This window comes from Dyadobacter sp. AC419 (assembly GCF_979253085.1).
Genome location: NZ_CEEDCD010000027.1, coordinates 141,128 through 159,050 on the forward strand (window position 1 = coordinate 141,128; position 17,923 = coordinate 159,050).

19 protein-coding genes and 1 pseudogene are annotated in these 17,923 nt (G+C 42.1%); 13 read left to right on the forward strand and 7 right to left on the reverse strand.

Features of this window, described 5'->3' with window-relative positions:
- Window positions 1-65: 65 nt before the first annotated feature.
- The 9 genes and pseudogenes from AC0IYG_RS25490 to AC0IYG_RS25530 all read left to right on the forward strand — a co-directional run bounded on the left by AC0IYG_RS25490 (window position 66) and on the right by AC0IYG_RS25530 (window position 7,176).
- Window positions 66-988 (forward strand): annotated as a pseudogene (locus AC0IYG_RS25490) (outer membrane protein assembly factor BamD).
- A gap of 46 nt (window positions 989-1,034) precedes the next feature.
- On the forward strand, window positions 1,035-1,346 hold the full coding sequence (locus tag AC0IYG_RS25495) for a DNA-directed RNA polymerase subunit omega (RefSeq protein WP_026632203.1): 312 nt from the start codon (window positions 1,035-1,037) through the stop codon (window positions 1,344-1,346).
- A gap of 149 nt (window positions 1,347-1,495) precedes the next feature.
- On the forward strand, window positions 1,496-2,704 hold the full coding sequence (gene coaBC / locus AC0IYG_RS25500; RefSeq protein ID WP_471713901.1) for a bifunctional phosphopantothenoylcysteine decarboxylase/phosphopantothenate--cysteine ligase CoaBC: 1,209 nt from the start codon (window positions 1,496-1,498) through the stop codon (window positions 2,702-2,704).
- Entirely contained in the window at window positions 2,701-3,618 is a 918-nt protein-coding gene (gene porD, locus AC0IYG_RS25505) for a type IX secretion system protein PorD (protein ID WP_471713902.1), read from the forward strand. Before coaBC ends, porD begins: the two co-directional genes overlap by 4 nt.
- Before the next feature lie 33 nt (window positions 3,619-3,651).
- Window positions 3,652-3,876 carry a hypothetical protein gene (locus AC0IYG_RS25510; RefSeq protein ID WP_471713903.1) on the forward strand — a complete coding sequence of 75 codons (225 nt, stop codon included), beginning with the start codon at window positions 3,652-3,654 and terminating at the stop codon, window positions 3,874-3,876.
- Between the two features lie 69 nt (window positions 3,877-3,945).
- On the forward strand, window positions 3,946-5,607 hold the full coding sequence (gene recN, locus AC0IYG_RS25515; protein WP_471713904.1) for a DNA repair protein RecN: 1,662 nt from the start codon (window positions 3,946-3,948) through the stop codon (window positions 5,605-5,607).
- Window positions 5,608-5,642: 35 nt separating this feature from the next.
- Complete coding sequence (locus AC0IYG_RS25520) at window positions 5,643-6,080, forward strand: viral A-type inclusion protein (RefSeq protein ID WP_471713906.1); 438 nt, start codon at window positions 5,643-5,645, stop codon at window positions 6,078-6,080.
- A 45-nt stretch (window positions 6,081-6,125) separates the two neighbouring features.
- Complete coding sequence (locus tag AC0IYG_RS25525) at window positions 6,126-6,749, forward strand: SCO family protein (RefSeq protein ID WP_471713907.1); 624 nt, start codon at window positions 6,126-6,128, stop codon at window positions 6,747-6,749.
- A 13-nt stretch (window positions 6,750-6,762) separates the two neighbouring features.
- Entirely contained in the window at window positions 6,763-7,176 is a 414-nt protein-coding gene (locus AC0IYG_RS25530) for a c-type cytochrome (protein ID WP_471713908.1), read from the forward strand.
- On the opposite strand, the gene AC0IYG_RS25535 is transcribed toward AC0IYG_RS25530, so the two are convergent.
- From AC0IYG_RS25535 to AC0IYG_RS25550, 4 genes are all read right to left on the reverse strand, one after another.
- Entirely contained in the window at window positions 7,170-7,313 is a 144-nt protein-coding gene (locus tag AC0IYG_RS25535) for a hypothetical protein (protein ID WP_471713909.1), read from the reverse strand. The two genes, AC0IYG_RS25530 and AC0IYG_RS25535, sit on opposite strands and share 7 nt — an antisense overlap.
- Window positions 7,300-7,683: an LPS export ABC transporter periplasmic protein LptC gene (gene lptC, locus AC0IYG_RS25540; RefSeq protein ID WP_471713910.1), complete on the reverse strand. Its 384-nt coding sequence runs from the start codon at window positions 7,681-7,683 to the stop codon at window positions 7,300-7,302. Before lptC ends, AC0IYG_RS25535 begins: the two co-directional genes overlap by 14 nt.
- A gap of 76 nt (window positions 7,684-7,759) precedes the next feature.
- The gene (locus AC0IYG_RS25545; RefSeq protein WP_471713911.1) at window positions 7,760-8,956 is read right to left on the reverse strand and encodes a hypothetical protein; all 1,197 of its coding nucleotides are present in this window, start codon (window positions 8,954-8,956) and stop codon (window positions 7,760-7,762) included.
- Window positions 8,957-9,062: 106 nt separating this feature from the next.
- Window positions 9,063-9,785, reverse strand: coding sequence for a type III pantothenate kinase (locus tag AC0IYG_RS25550; RefSeq protein ID WP_471713912.1), 723 nt, complete (start codon window positions 9,783-9,785; stop codon window positions 9,063-9,065).
- A 485-nt stretch (window positions 9,786-10,270) separates the two neighbouring features.
- Between AC0IYG_RS25550 and rho the strand changes: the two genes are divergently transcribed.
- Entirely contained in the window at window positions 10,271-12,088 is a 1,818-nt protein-coding gene (gene rho, locus AC0IYG_RS25555; RefSeq protein ID WP_471713913.1) for a transcription termination factor Rho, read from the forward strand.
- Entirely contained in the window at window positions 12,085-12,372 is a 288-nt protein-coding gene (locus AC0IYG_RS25560; RefSeq protein WP_471713914.1) for a hypothetical protein, read from the forward strand. The genes rho and AC0IYG_RS25560 overlap by 4 nt, the downstream gene beginning before the upstream one ends.
- A gap of 74 nt (window positions 12,373-12,446) precedes the next feature.
- Here AC0IYG_RS25560 and htpG read toward each other — a convergent pair whose 3' ends face one another.
- Window positions 12,447-14,285 carry a molecular chaperone HtpG gene (gene htpG / locus AC0IYG_RS25565; RefSeq protein ID WP_471713915.1) on the reverse strand — a complete coding sequence of 613 codons (1,839 nt, stop codon included), beginning with the start codon at window positions 14,283-14,285 and terminating at the stop codon, window positions 12,447-12,449.
- A 240-nt stretch (window positions 14,286-14,525) separates the two neighbouring features.
- On the opposite strand from htpG, the gene AC0IYG_RS25570 reads away from it, so the two are divergent.
- Window positions 14,526-15,077: a hypothetical protein gene (locus AC0IYG_RS25570; protein ID WP_471713916.1), complete on the forward strand. Its 552-nt coding sequence runs from the start codon at window positions 14,526-14,528 to the stop codon at window positions 15,075-15,077.
- Window positions 15,078-15,131: 54 nt separating this feature from the next.
- Here AC0IYG_RS25570 and AC0IYG_RS25575 read toward each other — a convergent pair whose 3' ends face one another.
- A complete protein-coding gene (locus AC0IYG_RS25575; protein ID WP_471713917.1) occupies window positions 15,132-15,833 on the reverse strand; it encodes an MCP four helix bundle domain-containing protein in 702 nt (233 codons plus the stop codon).
- 148 nt (window positions 15,834-15,981) lie between these two features.
- Between AC0IYG_RS25575 and AC0IYG_RS25580 the strand changes: the two genes are divergently transcribed.
- The gene (locus AC0IYG_RS25580; RefSeq protein ID WP_471713919.1) at window positions 15,982-16,740 is read left to right on the forward strand and encodes a DUF6962 family protein; all 759 of its coding nucleotides are present in this window, start codon (window positions 15,982-15,984) and stop codon (window positions 16,738-16,740) included.
- Between the two features lie 81 nt (window positions 16,741-16,821).
- On the opposite strand, the gene AC0IYG_RS25585 is transcribed toward AC0IYG_RS25580, so the two are convergent.
- Entirely contained in the window at window positions 16,822-17,457 is a 636-nt protein-coding gene (locus AC0IYG_RS25585; protein WP_471713920.1) for a peroxiredoxin, read from the reverse strand.
- Window positions 17,458-17,923 lie beyond the last annotated feature (466 nt).

A 17,923-nucleotide genomic window follows, 5' to 3' on the forward strand; every position in this document is an offset into this window, starting at 1 on the left:
AACACTATATCAGCTACGCATTCGTTATGAATGGTGTAGCTTTTTTTATTACCTTTGCACCTAATATGCGAAAAAACAGTCCAGCAAGCTATTTCTTGCTTTTTATTACAGTCCTTGTAATCACTTCCTGTAGCAAATTCTAAAGTTACAAAAGACGGGCACGGATCAGGAAAAGTATGATGCCGCGATGTCTTATTACAAGAAAGGGGATTTTTACCGGTCGGGATTACTTTTTGAAGAGCTCATCCCTTTGCTGAAAGGAAGCACAGAATCTGAGCTTGCGCAGTTCTATTACGCTTACACCCAGTATCAGCAGGGACAATACAATACAAGTCAGTTCCTGTTCAAGAAGTTCTACGATACATATGCGCGCAGTGATTATGCGCAGGAAGCACTTTATATGCATGCTTTTTCATTGTATAAAGATTCTTCTCCTTATAATCTCGATCAAAGCAGCACATTCACGGCAATTTCTGCCATGCAGGATTTCATCAACACATATCCTGAAAGTGCTTTTCGTGAGGAATGTACACGATACATTCTGGAACTGCGATCGAAATTGGAAAGAAAGGCTTACGAAAGAGCACGTCTTTATCATAAGATCAGCGATTTCAATCCGATGTCGATGAAGTCAGCGGTTATCTCAATTGAAAATTTTCGAAAGGATTTTCCGGATTCAAAATACAATGAGGAACTGGCTTTCCTGAAAGTGGAATCTCAATATAATCTTGCAGCCAACAGTTTCAGCATTAAGCAAAAGGAAAGATATCAGGACGTTTTGAAGTTCTATCAGGAGCTGATCGACAAATATCCAACTGGAAAATACAACAGAGACGCGGAAAAGATGTTTGACGACAGCCAGAAGCAGATTGAAGTCATTGCAAAAGCTGAGGTGGACAGACAAAAGCAGATCGAGTCACAACCAGCGCCTGCTAATCAGCCAACGAAAGTAACAACGCCGACAGCGTCGGAACCAAAAGGACAATAGTCCGATTATAAGTTAGATTTTAATTTCAACTAATATCACCATAAGCATGGCAACCAATCCATCAATCATTACCCGGGATACGGACAAGATCGCAGACGTAACTGGTAACTTATACGAGTCGGTTTCTGTAATCTCTAAAAGAGCGCGCCAGATTTCCAGCAAAATGAAGGAAGAGCTTAACAACAAGCTTGCCGAATTTGCATCAGGTGTTGACAACCTTGAAGAAGTGTTTGAAAACAGGGAACAAATTGAAATTTCTAAGTTTTACGAGCGTATGCCTAAGGCTGGAAGCATTTCAATCGATGAATTTATCGAAGGAAAAACATATCACGCATATCGCGATACAACAGAAGAATAATATTGTATCAGCAGAAAGCCAGCCGCAAAAATCGTTTTGCGGCTGGCTTTTCATTTATAAGCTTCAAGATTTCACAATGTTGGACTTATCTCTGTAACTTTATGGCTGACCGGAACCCTTCCGGTTTTGACCACCCAAAGCCATAAAGATTGAATTTAAAAGGTAAAAAAATACTGGTTGCCGTCTCAGGCAGCATTGCCGCGTACAAATCCGCATTTTTGGTGCGGTTATTAGTCAAAGCACAGGCTGAGGTTCAGGTTGTAATGACCGAATCTGCCAAGGATTTTATAACGCCGCTCACACTTTCCGTTTTATCCAAAAATCCTGCATTAAGCACATTTATCGCTGATGAAAATGGCAGCTGGAACAATCACGTTGAACTAGGCCTTTGGGCTGACGCCATGATTGTCGCTCCGGCAACTGCCAGAACATTATCCAAATGTGCGACCGGCAATTGTGACGATTTACTTACAGCCGTCTATTTATCCGCACGTTGTCCGGTTTTCTTTGCACCTGCAATGGACGTGGATATGTATTTGCATCCTTCCACAAAAGAGAACATTGCCTCGCTAACACGCTTTGGCAATCATTTTATAGAGCCCGGACACGGCGAGCTGGCAAGCGGACTGATTGGCGACGGCCGTATGGCTGAGCCGGAATCCATTGTAGCTTCCTTATCAAGTTTTTTTGCAAAAAGATCCGTTGCGATCGGGAAAAGAATCCTGATAACAGCAGGGCCAACTGTGGAAGCCATTGATCCTGTGCGATACATTAGCAACCGATCATCTGGTAAAATGGGTTACGCAATTGCCGGTGCTTTTGCTGCTGCGGGATCTTCGGTCACACTCATTAGCGGTCCTACAAATTTGCCTACGCCTGAACCGACCATTCGACGCCTGAATGTAGAGAGTGCTGAACAAATGTTTGAGCAGACAAAAAACCATTTCGAATCCAACGACGTGGTCATATTTTCAGCGGCCGTTGCAGATTATACGGCCAGAACAATTGCACCGCACAAAATCAAAAAGCAAGGTCAGGAAATGGCATTGGATCTGGTTCGGACGCGGGATATTGCAGGAACTTTGGGCAAGCAAAAATCAGATAAGCAGCTGCTTATTGGCTTCGCGTTGGAAACTGAAAAAGAGATTGAATATGCGATGGATAAGCTGTTCCGCAAAAATTTCGACATTATCATTCTCAATTCACTGAATGATCCGGGCGCTGGCTTTGCACACGATACGAACAAAATAACCGTTATTGACAAGGAAAAGAATGTGAAGCATTTTGAGCTGAAAAGCAAAGATGAAGTGGCTCAGGACATTCTGGAAATTGTCTTAAACAAATGGAGTGAAGCATGAAAAAAATATTTGCGTTGGTGCTCTTACTGGTTGTCGGAAATTTCACTGCAAAGTCGTTTGCGCAGGAATTTCAGTTTTCGGTTAACCTGAATTATGAGCAGCTTATTGCGCAGCAGAAAACTGATCCGCAGTCCATGGCTCAGTTGCAGACTTATATGAATGATTTCCTCAATAACACGCGCTGGACAAACGACGAATTTGGAAAAGAGGAGAAGATCAAATGTAAGTTAAATGTGAACCTTACCCGCTCGCTTAACCAGGGCAATTATGAAGGAAATGCCCAGCTGGTGGTTTCAAGGCCGGTTTATAATTCTAATTACGAAACGGTTTTATTCACTTACGTCGATAAAAACTTCACATTTACATATCTTCCCAACACACCGCTTTACTTCAACGAGAACAGTTACACTGAAGAGCTGCCTTACATTCTGGCGTTTTACGCTAATGTTGCACTGATCTTCGATTATGATTCTTTCAGCAAACTGGGCGGTTCGCCTTATGTGCAAAAAGCTTTTAACCTGATTAACCAGGCGCGGAATGCTTCGCCAAATAAGCGGGGCTGGGATTCAAATGGTGATTCTCGAAATCGTTATTGGCTAATCGAAAATTTGATGAGCCAGCAGTTTACGCCGTTCCGGGAAGGCATGTACAAATATTACCGCCTTGGGCTGGATGTAGCAACACAAAATCCTGCAGAAACACGCGCCAAAGTGATGGAAGTGCTCAATACAGCCAAAGAAGTGAATCAGCTGCGCCCGGCAAGTGTGGTTATCAATTCATTTTTTGATTCCAAATCAGACGAACTTTATCGCATTCTGATCGAGGCACAACCGGAGGACCGAGCGAAAGCATACAGTCTTCTTGTAAATCTTGACCCAACAAAAACGCAACTCTACCAACGGCTCTCTCTATAAACCTTAGTCCAATTCGTTCGAAATTTCCTTAATATGAGTAAAAGATTGATCCGCATATCTTCCCAAGACATTTTAGCCACATTGGAAAGCTTATTGCGAAGGGAAATTAATGTTGTTTTGGACAATGGAAACACGCATTTTGGAAAATTAGAGTCCTTCACTAAGGAGCATTTATTGCTTCGTGATACGCGCAATCACATGCATAACATCGTTTTGAGCGGACTTTATGAAATTGTCTACGATGCACAGCAGCCTTAAGCAACTAAAACAGGATACGAACGGGTTATATTTTCTAATTGTTGATCTGATAACTATATTCGTATAGATATGCTTTCGAATTTACTGATAAAGAATTACGCGCTCATTAAGCAGCTGGAAATGTCACCAGATCCAGGGCTGAATATAATAACCGGTGAAACAGGCGCTGGAAAGTCGATCATGCTTGGCGCCATAGGATTGCTGCTCGGCAACCGTGCTGACGTAAAATCGCTTTACGATTCCAGCGAAAAATGTGTCATAGAAGGGAGTTTCAACCTCTCTGGTTATGACCTTGCTCCCAATTTCGAAGACGAAAATCTGGACTATGCGGATGAATGCATTGTAAGGCGGGAAATTTCGGTCGCCGGGAAGTCACGTGCATTTGTGAATGATACGCCCGTTAATCTGGAATTCCTTAAGCGCATTGGCAGTCAGCTGTTGGACATCCATTCCCAGCATGATTCTGTAATGTTGGGAAATAATGAGTTTCAGCTGCAAGTCGTTGATTCTTTTGCTGATAATGGTCCTTTGCTGAAATCTTATCAGCGCGATTTCAATGCTTATCGAGAGGCTGCGAAGGCATTTGAGAACTTGCAGCAACAGGCTGTGAAGCTGCGCAAAGAGTTCGATTATGATCAGTTTATGTTTCAGGAGCTGGACAATGCGAAGCTCGAAGCGGGTGAACAGGAAAAGTTGGAACAAGAGCTTAACATTCTGGAAAACGCCGTCGAGATCCGAGAAAAACTGCAATTGGCGCATGTGTTGCTTGATAATCCTGAAAATTCGGTTCTTGAACTTTTAAAAAATACGGTCAATACGCTTGGCCAGGCAGCCAGACTTGTGCCGGTTTATGACTCCATCCGTGCCCGTGTGCAAAGTGCATTGATCGAGTTGCGCGATGTGGCTGACGAGATTGATCAGGCCAATGGTGGTGTTGAAGTTGATCAGGGCAGGACTGAAATTGTCCAGGAAAGACTCGACTTGATTTATACGTTGCTTAAAAAACATCAGGCGACTGATGTGGCTCAATTACTGAGCATTGAAGCGGAATTGCAGCGTAAGTTAAGCATTGTTTTAAACCTTGATGAAGACCTTATCAAAGCTGAAAAACTGGCGACGCAAGCACGGGAAACCATGTTAAAAAGCGCTAATGTGCTTTCTGAGAAACGCAAAAAAGTTACGAAAGCCATTGAATCGCTGATTTTGGAAAGGCTCTCGGAACTGGGAATTCCAAACGCAAGTTTATCTATTCAGATTACAGAGACTTTGCCAAGCTTGAATGGAATTGATTCCGTTGCTTTTTTATTTAGCGGCAACAAGGGGATCGTTCCGCAGGAGTTGAAACAAGTTGCTTCGGGAGGAGAATTTTCCAGATTGATGATGGTTATAAAATACATCCTGGCAGACAAACGGAAGCTTCCCACCATTATCTTTGACGAGATTGACACGGGCGTTTCCGGTGAAATTGCAAGGAAAATGGGCAAAATGATGCTGAATATGGCTCATAACCACCAGATTATCGCCATCACACATTTACATCAGATCGCAAGCAGCGGCAACGCACATTACTTTGTTTATAAAGATCATTCTTCGGACAAGACGGTGAGCAAGATCAAAAAATTGTCAGTTGATGAGCGTGTGCAGGAAATTGCGCAAATGATCGGCGGACATAATCCATCTGAATCTGTGCTCTTGAACGCCCGCGAAATGATTCTGAAGGAACAGGCATAATCCAATATAAATTACCATACATTAACTCCTCAATCATGAAATATTCAGTGCCCGCTCTCCTGCTCTCGCTTGCATTATTCAGCTGCGATAAGGAAGCAAAAAAAGATAAGGTTTCCGAACTGGAAGCGGAAGTGATGACGATCCATGATGAAGTAATGCCTCAAATGGACGCGATTATGACATTAAAATCGCAGTTGTCGAAGAAGATCCAGAGCATGGACAGTTTGCAAAACGAAGGAATCAGCAGCAACACCATTGCAGAGGAACGCATTAAGGCCGTAGATCTGAATCAAAAGCTGAATGAATCGGACAAGCTGATGATGAACTGGATGCACACTTATCGTGGCGATTCCGCTAAAAAATTAAAACCTGAAAATGCGGTTGCCTACTTTGAAAAAGAGAAGGAGAAAATTCTGGAGGTTAAGCATACAACATTAAAATCAATACAGGAGGCAAAGACATTTTTGGAATAGCCTCTCATGAAAACAAGTGAAAAAGTCATGCATAAATATGTTTTAATGATAGTGTTTTTTGCAGCTGCATTCATCGGCTGTAAAGAGGAAAAAAAACTGCCGATTTTGGGTGAGCGCGATTGGGTTAAGAAAACAGTTGATGGCAAAGAGGTCGTGGATACGATTTACAATGCAATTCCTGCATTTTCCTTTGTAAATCAGGAAGGTGACACGGTTTCTGAGAAAATTGTTGAAGGAAAAATCTACGTAGCGGACTTCTTTTTTACAACCTGCCCAACGATTTGTCCGATTATGAAGCGGCAAATGATCAAGGTTTTCAATGAATACAAAGGCAATCCGGAAGTGATGATCCTCTCTCACTCCATCGATCCGGATCATGATACACCGCAGGTTTTGAAAAAATTTGCAAGCGATTTGGGTGTTGAAGGCACACAATGGCAATTTTTGACGGGTAAGAAAGAGAAGATCTACGAGATCGGTCAGAAGAATTATTTATCAACTGCAAAGGAAGATAAAACAGCAGATGGCGGCTACATTCACAGCGGCGCATTTATCCTGGTTGACAAAGAAAAGCACGTCAGGGGCATGTATGACGGCACAACTGAAGAAGGAACTGCGAAGTTAATCGCTGATATGAAAGTTCTGCTCGACGAATACAAAAGTAAGTAGCCGGGTGGACATTATGCTCAAATCATTCATTGTCTTATTCTCAGCTTGCAGCATTGTCTCTTGCCAAAGTGCCTCAGAGCTTAAAAGCGAGCAATATTTTGTCGAAGGTTATCAGCTTTACACAACATATTGCGCCAATTGCCATCAGGCCGACGGCAAGGGAATGTCCAACCTCTATCCGCCGCTGGCCGGTTCGGATATTTTAAAAGATAAGTCAGCAGTGGCCTGCATTATCAAAAATGGAATGAAGGGGACAATCCTCGTGAACGGCAAAGAATTCAATCGTCCGATGCCGGCCAATCCAAAGTTGACCGGAATTGAGATTGCTGAGATCGTCAGCTTTGTCAGTATGAAATGGGGAAAAGACAGCTTATACACACCAATAGAGACGGTGCAACAAGCGCTTGCGGGCTGCAAATCTTATTGAGGACCTGTGAATTTATAAATGCCGGTCGCTTTTCTGAATTTAATGCGGGTAAAGTCTTGCTCCGCATCCATTCCAATCGCATTTGTAACTTCGGCCGTGCGCTTATTAATGACGGAAAGCGGCTTATCGGTAAACACCTTTCTTGTTCTCGGACTTCCAGCTCAATTCGGTTGTTTTTAAAAGCTCCTCGGTTTGCGATTTCACAACGCGAACATTTCCTTTCACAATGTAAACATCCGCTGCCTTATCATATCGGCCGGAATCTGAGCGCAACCGCGTGACAATGGTGCCGGTTGTATCGTAGAAATTGATATTGATCGTGTCTGGAAAAACTTCCGTTTCATTCTGAAAACGCAATCTTTTGGGCGTTTTCATCACCACTTTCAGCTTTCCCTGCTCGCTGTATTTCACTTCGACATTGTTAACCAGCTCCAACGGACCGGTGTACAACGCGCCTTCTTTCTTTTGCTTTTCCTCACAAGCTGCGAAAAGCAACACGATTGGCATTATAAGATAAAAAGGAGATAAAAAATTATCTCCTTTTAGTATTTTCTTGAAAGTCAATGCGATACGCATATATTTCTTAATCGATTTTTTGTTTAACAAACCACCTTTCCAGCAGCGTAATTCCCAGCACAACACGTCCGTAACGTTCTCTAATCATTCCATTGCCCGTGTTTCCTCTTTGCCCTGCAACGACAGCAACGGACAGAAAGTTCTGATATCCACGACCCATCGGGAATGTAAAGCCTAAGCTTACATTCGTATCATTTACATCATTGTTGCCGATCGAATAAGGCGTTTTACCATAACTGAAACCAACGCGGTAACGAACCAGATCAAAGTAATTAAGCGAAGTAAAACGCGGTAAATATTCAGCACCGACATTGATCCGCCCTACATCATTTAAACCGTCATTTGAATTGGCAAAATTTCTGTATTTCGACCATTGCTGATAACTGAAATCCGCAGATAGGATCAGTTTGAATGGCCACTCTAAACTCGCACCTGCCTGAAACTGATTCGGCGTTTTCAAACCGCCGCCAACAACATTCGTAAGCGTATCCGAATTGATAACGAACGTGTCACGGGCAACTTCGTAAGTCGTAGTCTGATCAGCATTGATCGTGGTTCCGAAGCTGTATGATGCTCCTAAATTTAAGTTCAGCTTATTATCCTTTTTGATAGGAACGCGCAAAGCTGCTCCTGCACGAAAAGCGATGTCTGAATAAGTTGTACGCTCATTCAAGCTAACCAAATATTCGCCGCTCAGGTCCAGATCCGGATTTTGCGCGCTTACTCTGTCCACCAAAGCCACTTCCGTAGCTTTACGAACGTTTCCAAAGAAATATGAGCTTTCCAGACCGAGGCTGAAATATCTTGTAATTTGGTAAGCAGCTGTAATAGAGGCCTTGTTAATGCCGCCTTTTCCTGTTGTCTCGTAAATGCCGACAAAAGGAGTTCCTTGCACATCGCGGATAGACTCGTTGGTATAATCTACAAATGTGTAAGGTTTAAGGCTCATACCCACCACCCAGCGCGGGCTTATGGGGAATGCAAGCGATAAATAGGCAAGATTTCCACCGGCATTGGTTTGCTTCTTATTACCGGAAACAACGTCTTTATATTGTCCGATTACACCAATGTCTAATGTGGTAAAGCGGTTACGGCTCCACAAAGCAGGGTTAAGATTGTTGATTTGAAAGCCGGTGCCTGTGCTTACACCAGATTGTCCCATTCCTATATTGTCAGAATAAGCATCTCCATAAAACTCGCCCATACCCAATGATGAGTAAGGAGAATTGCCCAAGCCCTGTGCCTTTAGCGCCGTGTTGAGGTAAGTACAATTCCAAATGAGTGCAATTGCAAAAGTGAGTATTCTGAATCTACTGTAACGAGACATTATATGTTAAAATTCTGTTCAATCCTATTAAAACCAGTTCCGGCACCGCAAAGATGGGTGGTTTCAGGCTACTTTCAAAAAAAGCAGCATCTCCACCACATAATAGTACGCGCAAATCAGGCGATTTGTGACGATACATTTCAATAATTCCCTGCATTTCTGCAAGAACTCCATTCATAACGCCGCTTTGCATGGCCGCACGAGTGCTTTTTCCAATCAATTCGGGAGCTGGTTCGGGGTCAACGAGCGGAAGCCTTTTAGTGAACGAATGCATGGCATTGAATCGCATCTTCACCCCGGGAGAAATCAACCCACCTTGAAAAGTCGCATTTCTATCAATTAAATCGTATGTAATGCAAGTTCCCATATCAATGACAACCAGATCTTCATTAGGATAAAGAAAATTGGCTCCTACGGAAGCCGCTATGCGATCAGCACCAAGCGTTTGCGGCGTATCATAATTCTTTTGAATAGGTAAAAGCGTCTCAGCAGACAGATCAAACACATTGCACTCAATGCCAAGAGCCGCTTTGAAGTCTTCAACGGAATAACTTACAGAAGAAAAAAGAATGTTTTCAGGCAGGTCAGCGCGCACATTTTTGATTAATTCATCAAATGTTAGCCGCGTCGTATAGCGTATCAGTTGCGGTCCGTTAAACCATCCAATTTTAGAATACGTATTTCCCGAATCAATAACGACGTTCATAATTTTGCAAAAGTCCTACATTTGAGGCATATAAACTAGCACTTTTATAAGGCTAAGTTTGTTGTAGAATAGTATAAGATCATCCGTAACTGCCTTAATTAGTGATCAATAGGAAATATTAGCTTCCTGGAACCATTTTTCGCTAATTTTTATTTTGAACTGAGAAAGTAATTTTTTACCTTCGTCGTTATAAGTCCAGTATCGACTTCTAAATCCAAATTCCATCTCGCGGTAACTCTCAACGTTATCGAGGTTTTAAAAATCTTGCCGATTTATTGTCTTTACTTCATTTACTTAATTGCAAAGTTTCAGAGTAAATCCAACGAAGTTTTTCAGTTTGTAAAGTCACACCCGGGCTTATACATTGTTTTTTTCAATATTAATGACATCACGTCACTTCGAGATATGCTTCTCGGCTCAGTCCAAAAAAATTCACAACCATAATATCCATTCGGTAAAGTGTTACTTTACTTTCCCTTGTCTGTATGCCTACAATTGATGAATTGAACATTAAGCTCCTGTCAGAGCTTAAAGAAATAGCTGGCAACCTTGGTGTTGCAGATTATGCTAAACTCCCCAAGAAAGAACTTATAAACCGGATCCTGACAAAACAGGACTCTGCAACGGTAACCGAAGCACCTGCTGCTCCGGCTCCGACCATAAATACACCCGAAACGGTAGCAGCAAACGGCGCGGATGGTTTTAGCCAGGATTCCGACGGCCAGAAGAAAAAAAGAGCACGCAGGCCCTCAGAAACTGCTCCGGCAGACAACATGAAACCTGCTAACAACAGATCGTCCAGACCTAAAAAGGACAATTCACAAACGCCCTCTCCTGCTCCACTTTTTGATACATCGTTCAGGAATCGCCCTGAACCAATTAATGAAAAACCTAAAAACTTTGATATCCGCGAAGAATCTGATTCTGACAGCGATACATTGAATGATTTAGGAAAAGAAGAAGCTGTTGCACTTCCTGAAAATACAGCGCCTGCGGCTGAGGTGGTTGCCGAAGAAAAAAACGAGGCACCAGCAGAAGAAACTGCAACCGGCACAAAAGAAGAAAAGCCATTTCGCCAGCCTAATGAGGTAAACGATCGTCAGCCACAGCAAGCACAGCAGCCTGCGCACCGCGAAGATCCATCTTCGAAAATCAAGCGCAATTACAACAATTATGTAAGAGAATTTGATGGCTTGATCGTCAACGAAGGTGTGCTGGAAATCATGCAGGACGGCGGATATGGGTTCCTTCGCTCAGCCGATTACAATTATCTGGCTAGCCCGGACGATATATACGTTTCTCCATCGCAAATCAAACTTTTTGGTTTGAAAACCGGCGACACGGTTAGAGGCCAGATTCGCCCGCCGAAAGAAGGTGAAAAATATTTTGCTTTGCTTCGTGTTGAAACGGTTAATGGTAAAACCACAGAAGAAATCAGGGACCGTATCCCTTTTGAATATCTGACACCATTGTTTCCTGATGAATGTCTGAAACTAAGCTCTCGTCCGGATCAATATTCGACGCGTATCCTGGATTTGTTTGCACCGATTGGTAAAGGACAACGCGGAATGATCGTGGCACAGCCAAAAACGGGTAAAACTGTTTTGCTTAAAGAAATTGCCAACGCTATTACGCGTAACCACCCGGAAGTTTTCCTTCTGATTTTGCTGATTGACGAACGTCCTGAGGAGGTTACTGATATGCAACGCAGTGTAAGAGCAGAAGTTATTGCTTCTACATTTGATGAGCAGGCGGATCGCCACGTGAAAGTTGCCAGCATTGTTTTAGAAAAAGCAAAAAGAATGGTTGAATGCGGTCACGATGTCGTGATTCTGCTCGATTCGATCACGCGTCTTGCACGGGCATATAACACAGTTGTTCCTTCATCCGGTAAAATCCTTTCCGGTGGTGTGGATGCAAATGCATTGCATAAGCCAAAAAGATTCTTCGGAGCAGCAAGAAATGTAGAACATGGCGGATCGCTTACCATTATCGCAACTGCGCTGATTGATACAGGTTCTAAAATGGACGAAGTGATCTTTGAAGAATTCAAAGGAACTGGTAACATGGAATTGCAGCTTGACCGTAAATTGTCCAATAAAAGGGTGTTCCCGGCTATCGACGTTATGGCTTCCGGAACGCGCCGTGAAGATCTGCTGCTTGACAAAGAGACTTTGAAAAAAGTATGGATACTCAGAAAGCACATGTCTGACATGAATGCGATGGAATCGATGGACTTCCTGCTTGAACACATGAAAGGCACCCGCAGCAATGAAGAATTCTTGATCTCTATGAACCGATGACAAGTCAGCCGGACAACAGCCAACAGGCGCCGGACGATTTGAAAATCGTTGAAGGAATCGGGCCGAAGATTGAAGAATTTCTTAACCGCGAAGGAATCAATTCTTTTGAACGGCTGGCAGAAACTTCGACCATCAGGATCTCTGCCATATTAAAAAAAGCAGGGCCCCGGTTTCAAATCCAAAACCCAACCTCCTGGCCCAAGCAAGCAGCATTGGCAAGAGAGCAAAAGTGGGATGAGCTGAATGCATTGAAAACATTGATCATTTCAGGCAAAGAAATTTAGTCCTTACACATAAGAAAAGCCCGCTAACTCGAAATTAGCGGGCTTTCTCTATTAAAATGCTCTAAAAGCGAATGTTACAAGCCTGAAACCGTGCGCTGGATAAATTGCGTCAGATCGCTTCCCGAAAGTAATCCTTGTGAAAGTAAAGCCAGATCATAAACCTGCTTAGCAAGTGATTTTTGACCCTCTTCACTTTCTGTTTGCAGCAAGCGGCTGATCACAGGGTGGTTAGCATTAAGAGAAACGGTGTACATCAGCGGCATATCACCAAACATCGAGCGCTGTCCCGACGTGGCTTGCATATCTGTCATGCGGCGCATGAATTCAGGGAATGTAATCACAACCGGAAGTTCGTCAACAGGCATTGCTTCTACTTGCACATTGGCGCTTTTGCTTCCTGCCACTTCTTCAAAAATCTTCTTAACCTTTTCCTTATCGTCGTCAGACAAAATACTTTCTAATTGCACATCCTTTTCAACGAGCTTGTCCAATGTGTCCGCATCCACACGCTTGATGTTGATTTTTTCAAGCTTTTGTTCCAAAGCATTGATAAAATGTGAATCAATCACAGTCGTCAATGAAAGCACGTCATAGCTCCGTTTTTTGGCAGACTGAATAAATGCATCCTGCTTTTTATCGTCAGTTGTGTAAAGCCAAACCTGCGTATCGTTTTTGTCCGTCTGGTTGTCTTTCACATGCTCGCGATATTCTTCGAAAGTGAAAAATTTGCCTTCTGTGTTTTTTAGCAAACAGAAATCCTTCGCTTTCTCATAAAACTTATCATCACTGATAATGCCGTATTTAACGAAAAGACCAATGTCATCGAATTTTTTCTCGAATCCTTCGCGGTCATTTTTGAAAATTTCAGAAAGCTTGTCTCCAACTTTGCGTGTAATGTATCCATTGATCTTCTTCACATTTCCATCTGCCTGCAAATAACTTCTCGACACGTTCAAAGGAATATCCGGCGAGTCAATCACACCGTGAAGCAATTGAAGGAAATCAGGAACAATGTCCTTTACTTCATCCGTAATGAACACCTGGCGGCTATAAAGCTGAATTTTCTCGCGTTGGCCCTGGAAATCGTTTTTCAGTTTCGGGAAATACAAAACGCCCGTCAAATTGAAAGGGTAATCCACATTCAAATGAATCCAGAATAATGGATCTTCGCTAAATGGATGAAGTTCTTTGTAAAAGGCCAGGTAATCCTGGTCTGTCAAATCCGCCGGGTTTTTGGTCCAGATTGGATTTGGATTATTAATGATCTTGTCCTCGAATTCAATTTCAATCGGCAGGAACTTGCCGTATTTTTCAAGAATGCCGCGCAAACGGTGCTCATCCAAAAATTCTTCAGAATCAGCCGCAATGTGCAGGATAATGTCAGAACCGCGCGTTGCTTTCTCAATTGGTCCCAGTTCGAATTCAGTAGAACCATCACATTCCCAGCGAACGGCCTCAGAACCCTCTTTGTATGATTTCGTAATGATCTCAACATTCTCAGCCACCATGTAAGCCGAATAAAAACCAAGTCCGAAGTGACCGATAATGCCTTTATCACCTTTTCCGTCTTCGCCTTTGTCTTTATATTTCTCAACAAATTCAGTCGCTCCTGAGAAGGCAATCTGGTTGATATATTTCTTAATTTCCTCAGCCGTCATACCAATCCCATTATCACTGATTGTGATGGTTTTGGCCTCTTTATCAAGCTTTACGACAACTTTCAGCTCGCCCAGCTCGCCGTTAAAGTCGCCGTAAGAAGCAAGCTTTTTGATCTTCTGGGAAGCATCGACAGCATTGGATACTAATTCACGTAAAAAGATTTCGTGGTCCGAATAAAGGAATTTTTTGATAATCGGAAATATGTTCTCGGTATGAATGCTTAGGTTTCCTTTTTCCTGAATCACTGATTCCATAATTATGCCGTTTTGTTTATATTATTAAAGAATTGTTTTTTCTGCGTTGCAATACGCAATACAAATATGCGTTCCAAATACAGCTAAAAAGCGGGTTGGCTGACAGATTGTCAGGATTACAAACCGATATCACAAAAATCAATTGGTTGGTAACTGACTGGCTTTTTTCTTAATATTGCGATCGGTAAACAACTCAACTAAAATCATCAAAACAGTTCATTCAGAACACCAATTAGTAACATGAATCTTATTAAGAAACTTTTTGCAGGCGTCGTTTTATTGAGCGGAATATCAGCTTGCACCACGATGAACTCTGTGCCCCTCTCCAATTATACAGTTTTTACTGAGGATCTGCGCCGGGATCTGGAATCCGCAAACATTGAGATCGCCAAGGTGCAGTTTTTCAATGACAAGGCTATCAACATTCGTCGCGAAGTTTCTGATCCTAACGACATTAAGGTGAACCCGGAAGGTCAGATCACGATGAGTAATGGAAAGAGCATTCAGACAATTAATGTGCTTCCATTTACGCCAGGTGTTGCATTGAACTCTGACAACGGTGTGATTTTTGTGTCTTGGGACGATACGCAGCAGGATACAAAAGGGATGAAATTCAACCTGAGCGGCCAGAATTACTTTCTGGACGTGCTGCCTAACAACAAGTTTGAGTATAAGGAAAGAACATTCGATTTACAAGGTGGAAACGGCGCACGACTTTTCGTTAAAAAGGATCTTTTGAAGCAAGTTAAAAATTCAAGAGAAACACTGAAAGGACGGAAAGTAGGTCAGTAACCGAAACGATAAAACAAAAAAAGGTCAGCAAATGCTGACCTTTTTTTGTTGCGGCTAGTTTAAATTGAAATAGCCAGATTTTTCGCCTGTAATCTTCGGCTTATTAACGATCGCCGAGCTTTGTATCAAAACAAGCAGTAACAAACCTGTAATCATTGCAAGCGCAATTTGCAGAAATGAAATAATCCAGAAACTTGCAATATCACTTTTCGATTCCTTCATCAAATCCTTTCCAATGCTCGATTGAATATTTGTCAGCTCATTCAAATTGGCGATTGTATTTTTGAATGTGCTTGCGCCGGCTTCTGCAAAAAGCTTTTTTGCGTCGTCCTGTTGTCCAATGCTGGATAAACTAAGCACTGATTTCTCCAAAGCTGCATATTGTGACACTTCATTCTTGAAATTGACCAGACTTACAGCCTCTTCATGAACAAGATATGTCTTTTCAAATGCACTGATCAGTGAATCAATGTTCTTGTTATGCAATGCTAATTGGGATTTGATTTCACTTCTTTCTGCCGCCTGGTTGGACATCAGATATTCTTCAAGTGACAATCGCTTCCCGTATAAATTTTCAGTCAGATAAATAATCGTTGTTGCTGGCACGAGCCTATCCTTATAAATAGAAGAAAAAGATTTGTCAATCCCCTCCATATTATGCCTGGACAGCAATGTAGCCAATATAATAAATCCCATGATGCCTCCGAGAAGCAGTGCAGCTTTCAGTTTTTGCTGGATTACAAAAGACCATTTCATGAAATAGCTGTTAAAAAAATACAAAGATAACTCCGGATAATAACGTTTTATTCGCTTTAAAATGTTCTCAAGATAGGCAAATTTGCAAGACTTTACCGGATTTCAATTGATAGTCAAAATTGTGGTATAATTTTGTTAACCACTAGTAATGTATCAAAATACTCTTCTTTCCATGAATGACGTTGCAATTGATTTCAGTAAGGTCCATCAGATTCAGATTTTTGGCGTCACGATTTTGGAACCTTCCACTGTTATCACCAGTCTGATGATGACCGTTGTTTGCATTTATGCATTTATTCATCTCAATAAGTTAGGCCGGGCGCACCGGATGTACATGCAAATCCAATATTTTTTCCTGTTCATGGCCATTGCCACCGCAATCGGAGGTGTTTTAGGACACGGATTTTTGTATTTGACAGGCATGCGCGGAAAAATTCCAGGCTGGTTTGCCAGCATGATTGCAGTCGCATTATTCGAACGCGCCGCTATATGGCATATCAAGCCGTTGCTCCCGCGGAAAGGCGGCTTATTTTTAGGCTGGCTTAATTACGTCGAGCTCGCCATATTCTTCGTGCTGACATTTGTAACATTAAATTTCGTAGTCGTCGAAATACACGCGTTTTACGGATTATTCCTGATGCTTTTCCTGATTGAGATTTATGTTTATAAGAAAAGAAAAGACCCGGGGAGCGTTAATATATTCATTGCGACGGGATTAGGAGCGGTTTCTGCTGGCTTACACGCATTAAAATTCAGCTTTGGCCCGTGGTTTAATTATAATGATATCAGCCACATTAGCATGGGCCTATCTATTTGGTTCTACTATCAAGGCGCACGACATATGATTTATTATGGCGAAGAAATGATCAAACCCGAGGAAGTTCTTGAAAGCGAAAGTGAAGGTTGAGTTTCAGAAAACGACATAAAAAAATAAGGATGCCTCAACAGGCACCCTTATTTTTTTAACATTAAACCAGAAATGTCTGGATTACTTGTTAGGTTGAGGCGTGTATCTCAAATAAGGCTTTACAATGTTAAGGCCTTTTGTAAATTTCTTCTCAGCATCAGCCGTGCTTACAGCCGGAACAACAATCACATCGTCTCCATCTTCCCAGTCAGCAGGCGTCGCTACGGAATAGTTGGCAGTCAGTTGAAGTGAATCAACAACACGTAGAATTTCGTTAAAATTACGGCCAGTTGAAGCTGGATATGTCAATGTAAGTTTGATCTTTTTGTCAGGTCCGATAATGAATACGGAACGCACAGTCGCCTTTTCGCTTGCATTCGGGTGGATCATGTCGTAAAGTTCAGCCACCTTGCGGCCTTCGTCTGCGATCAGCGGAAAGTTAACTTCCGTCGAACTTACTTCATTAATATCTGGAATCCAGTTGTTGTGTGAATCAATATCATCCACGCTCACTGCCAGCACTTTAACGTTCCGTTTTTCGAATTCTCCTTTTAAAAGAGCCGTTTTGCCCAGCTCAGTGGTGCAAACTGGCGTAAAGTCACCTGGGTGTGAAAACAACATTCCCCAGCTATCTCCTAACCATTCGTGAAATTTGATGTGGCCTTGTGTGGTATTTGCCTCAAAATCAGGGGCAATATCTCCTAGTCGAAGTGACATAATGATTAAATATTTAAGTGAAGAATAATAATCTACTGATATTATAGAGTTAACGCAAAATTAAATAAATAGTTTCAAAAACCGCTCGCCCGGAAGCTAATAAATGATTATGTGGAGAATGTCGATCGAAGTGTTCTCAACGCCTTGCTAATGTTAGGTTTAATTCATTTTAACTGCATTTTAAGTCGCATTTAATTGCGTTTTAATTGCATTAATGCTCTTTTGGTAACAATTAAGACTGAGTTGTGGCGATCTATTCCTTCTTCCTTAAAACAATATTTTATGAGCAAGTTTCCTGGTCCGCACACCAAGGCAGCTGACGAATGACGGATCGATCATCTTAATTTTAATTGCCTGTTCGTTTAAGTTATCTAAACCATCTCATGTTTAAAATGAGATGGTTTTTTGTTAAATTGAACTATAAAAGCGGTTTTTGTTTTCTTGAATAAACCGTGAAGGAAGCTGC

Excerpts from the sequence above, each read along its gene's own strand:
- AC0IYG_RS25495 (WP_026632203.1), top strand. The coding sequence starts at position 1,035 with ATGGCAACCAATCCATCAATCATTACCCGGGATACGGACAAGATCGCA.
- porD (WP_471713902.1), top strand. The coding sequence starts at position 2,701 with ATGAAAAAAATATTTGCGTTGGTGCTCTTACTGGTTGTCGGAAATTTC.
- AC0IYG_RS25510 (WP_471713903.1), top strand. The coding sequence starts at position 3,652 with ATGAGTAAAAGATTGATCCGCATATCTTCCCAAGACATTTTAGCCACA.
- recN (WP_471713904.1), top strand. The coding sequence starts at position 3,946 with ATGCTTTCGAATTTACTGATAAAGAATTACGCGCTCATTAAGCAGCTG.
- AC0IYG_RS25520 (WP_471713906.1), top strand. The coding sequence starts at position 5,643 with ATGAAATATTCAGTGCCCGCTCTCCTGCTCTCGCTTGCATTATTCAGC.
- AC0IYG_RS25525 (WP_471713907.1), top strand. The coding sequence starts at position 6,126 with ATGATAGTGTTTTTTGCAGCTGCATTCATCGGCTGTAAAGAGGAAAAA.
- AC0IYG_RS25530 (WP_471713908.1), top strand. The coding sequence starts at position 6,763 with ATGCTCAAATCATTCATTGTCTTATTCTCAGCTTGCAGCATTGTCTCT.
- lptC (WP_471713910.1), bottom strand. The coding sequence starts at position 7,683 with ATGCCAATCGTGTTGCTTTTCGCAGCTTGTGAGGAAAAGCAAAAGAAA.
- AC0IYG_RS25545 (WP_471713911.1), bottom strand. The coding sequence starts at position 8,956 with ATGGGCGAGTTTTATGGAGATGCTTATTCTGACAATATAGGAATGGGA.
- AC0IYG_RS25550 (WP_471713912.1), bottom strand. The coding sequence starts at position 9,785 with ATGAACGTCGTTATTGATTCGGGAAATACGTATTCTAAAATTGGATGG.
- rho (WP_471713913.1), top strand. The coding sequence starts at position 10,271 with ATGCCTACAATTGATGAATTGAACATTAAGCTCCTGTCAGAGCTTAAA.
- AC0IYG_RS25560 (WP_471713914.1), top strand. The coding sequence starts at position 12,085 with ATGACAAGTCAGCCGGACAACAGCCAACAGGCGCCGGACGATTTGAAA.
- htpG (WP_471713915.1), bottom strand. The coding sequence starts at position 14,285 with ATGGAATCAGTGATTCAGGAAAAAGGAAACCTAAGCATTCATACCGAG.
- AC0IYG_RS25570 (WP_471713916.1), top strand. The coding sequence starts at position 14,526 with ATGAATCTTATTAAGAAACTTTTTGCAGGCGTCGTTTTATTGAGCGGA.
- AC0IYG_RS25575 (WP_471713917.1), bottom strand. The coding sequence starts at position 15,833 with ATGAAATGGTCTTTTGTAATCCAGCAAAAACTGAAAGCTGCACTGCTT.
- AC0IYG_RS25580 (WP_471713919.1), top strand. The coding sequence starts at position 15,982 with ATGTATCAAAATACTCTTCTTTCCATGAATGACGTTGCAATTGATTTC.
- AC0IYG_RS25585 (WP_471713920.1), bottom strand. The coding sequence starts at position 17,457 with ATGTCACTTCGACTAGGAGATATTGCCCCTGATTTTGAGGCAAATACC.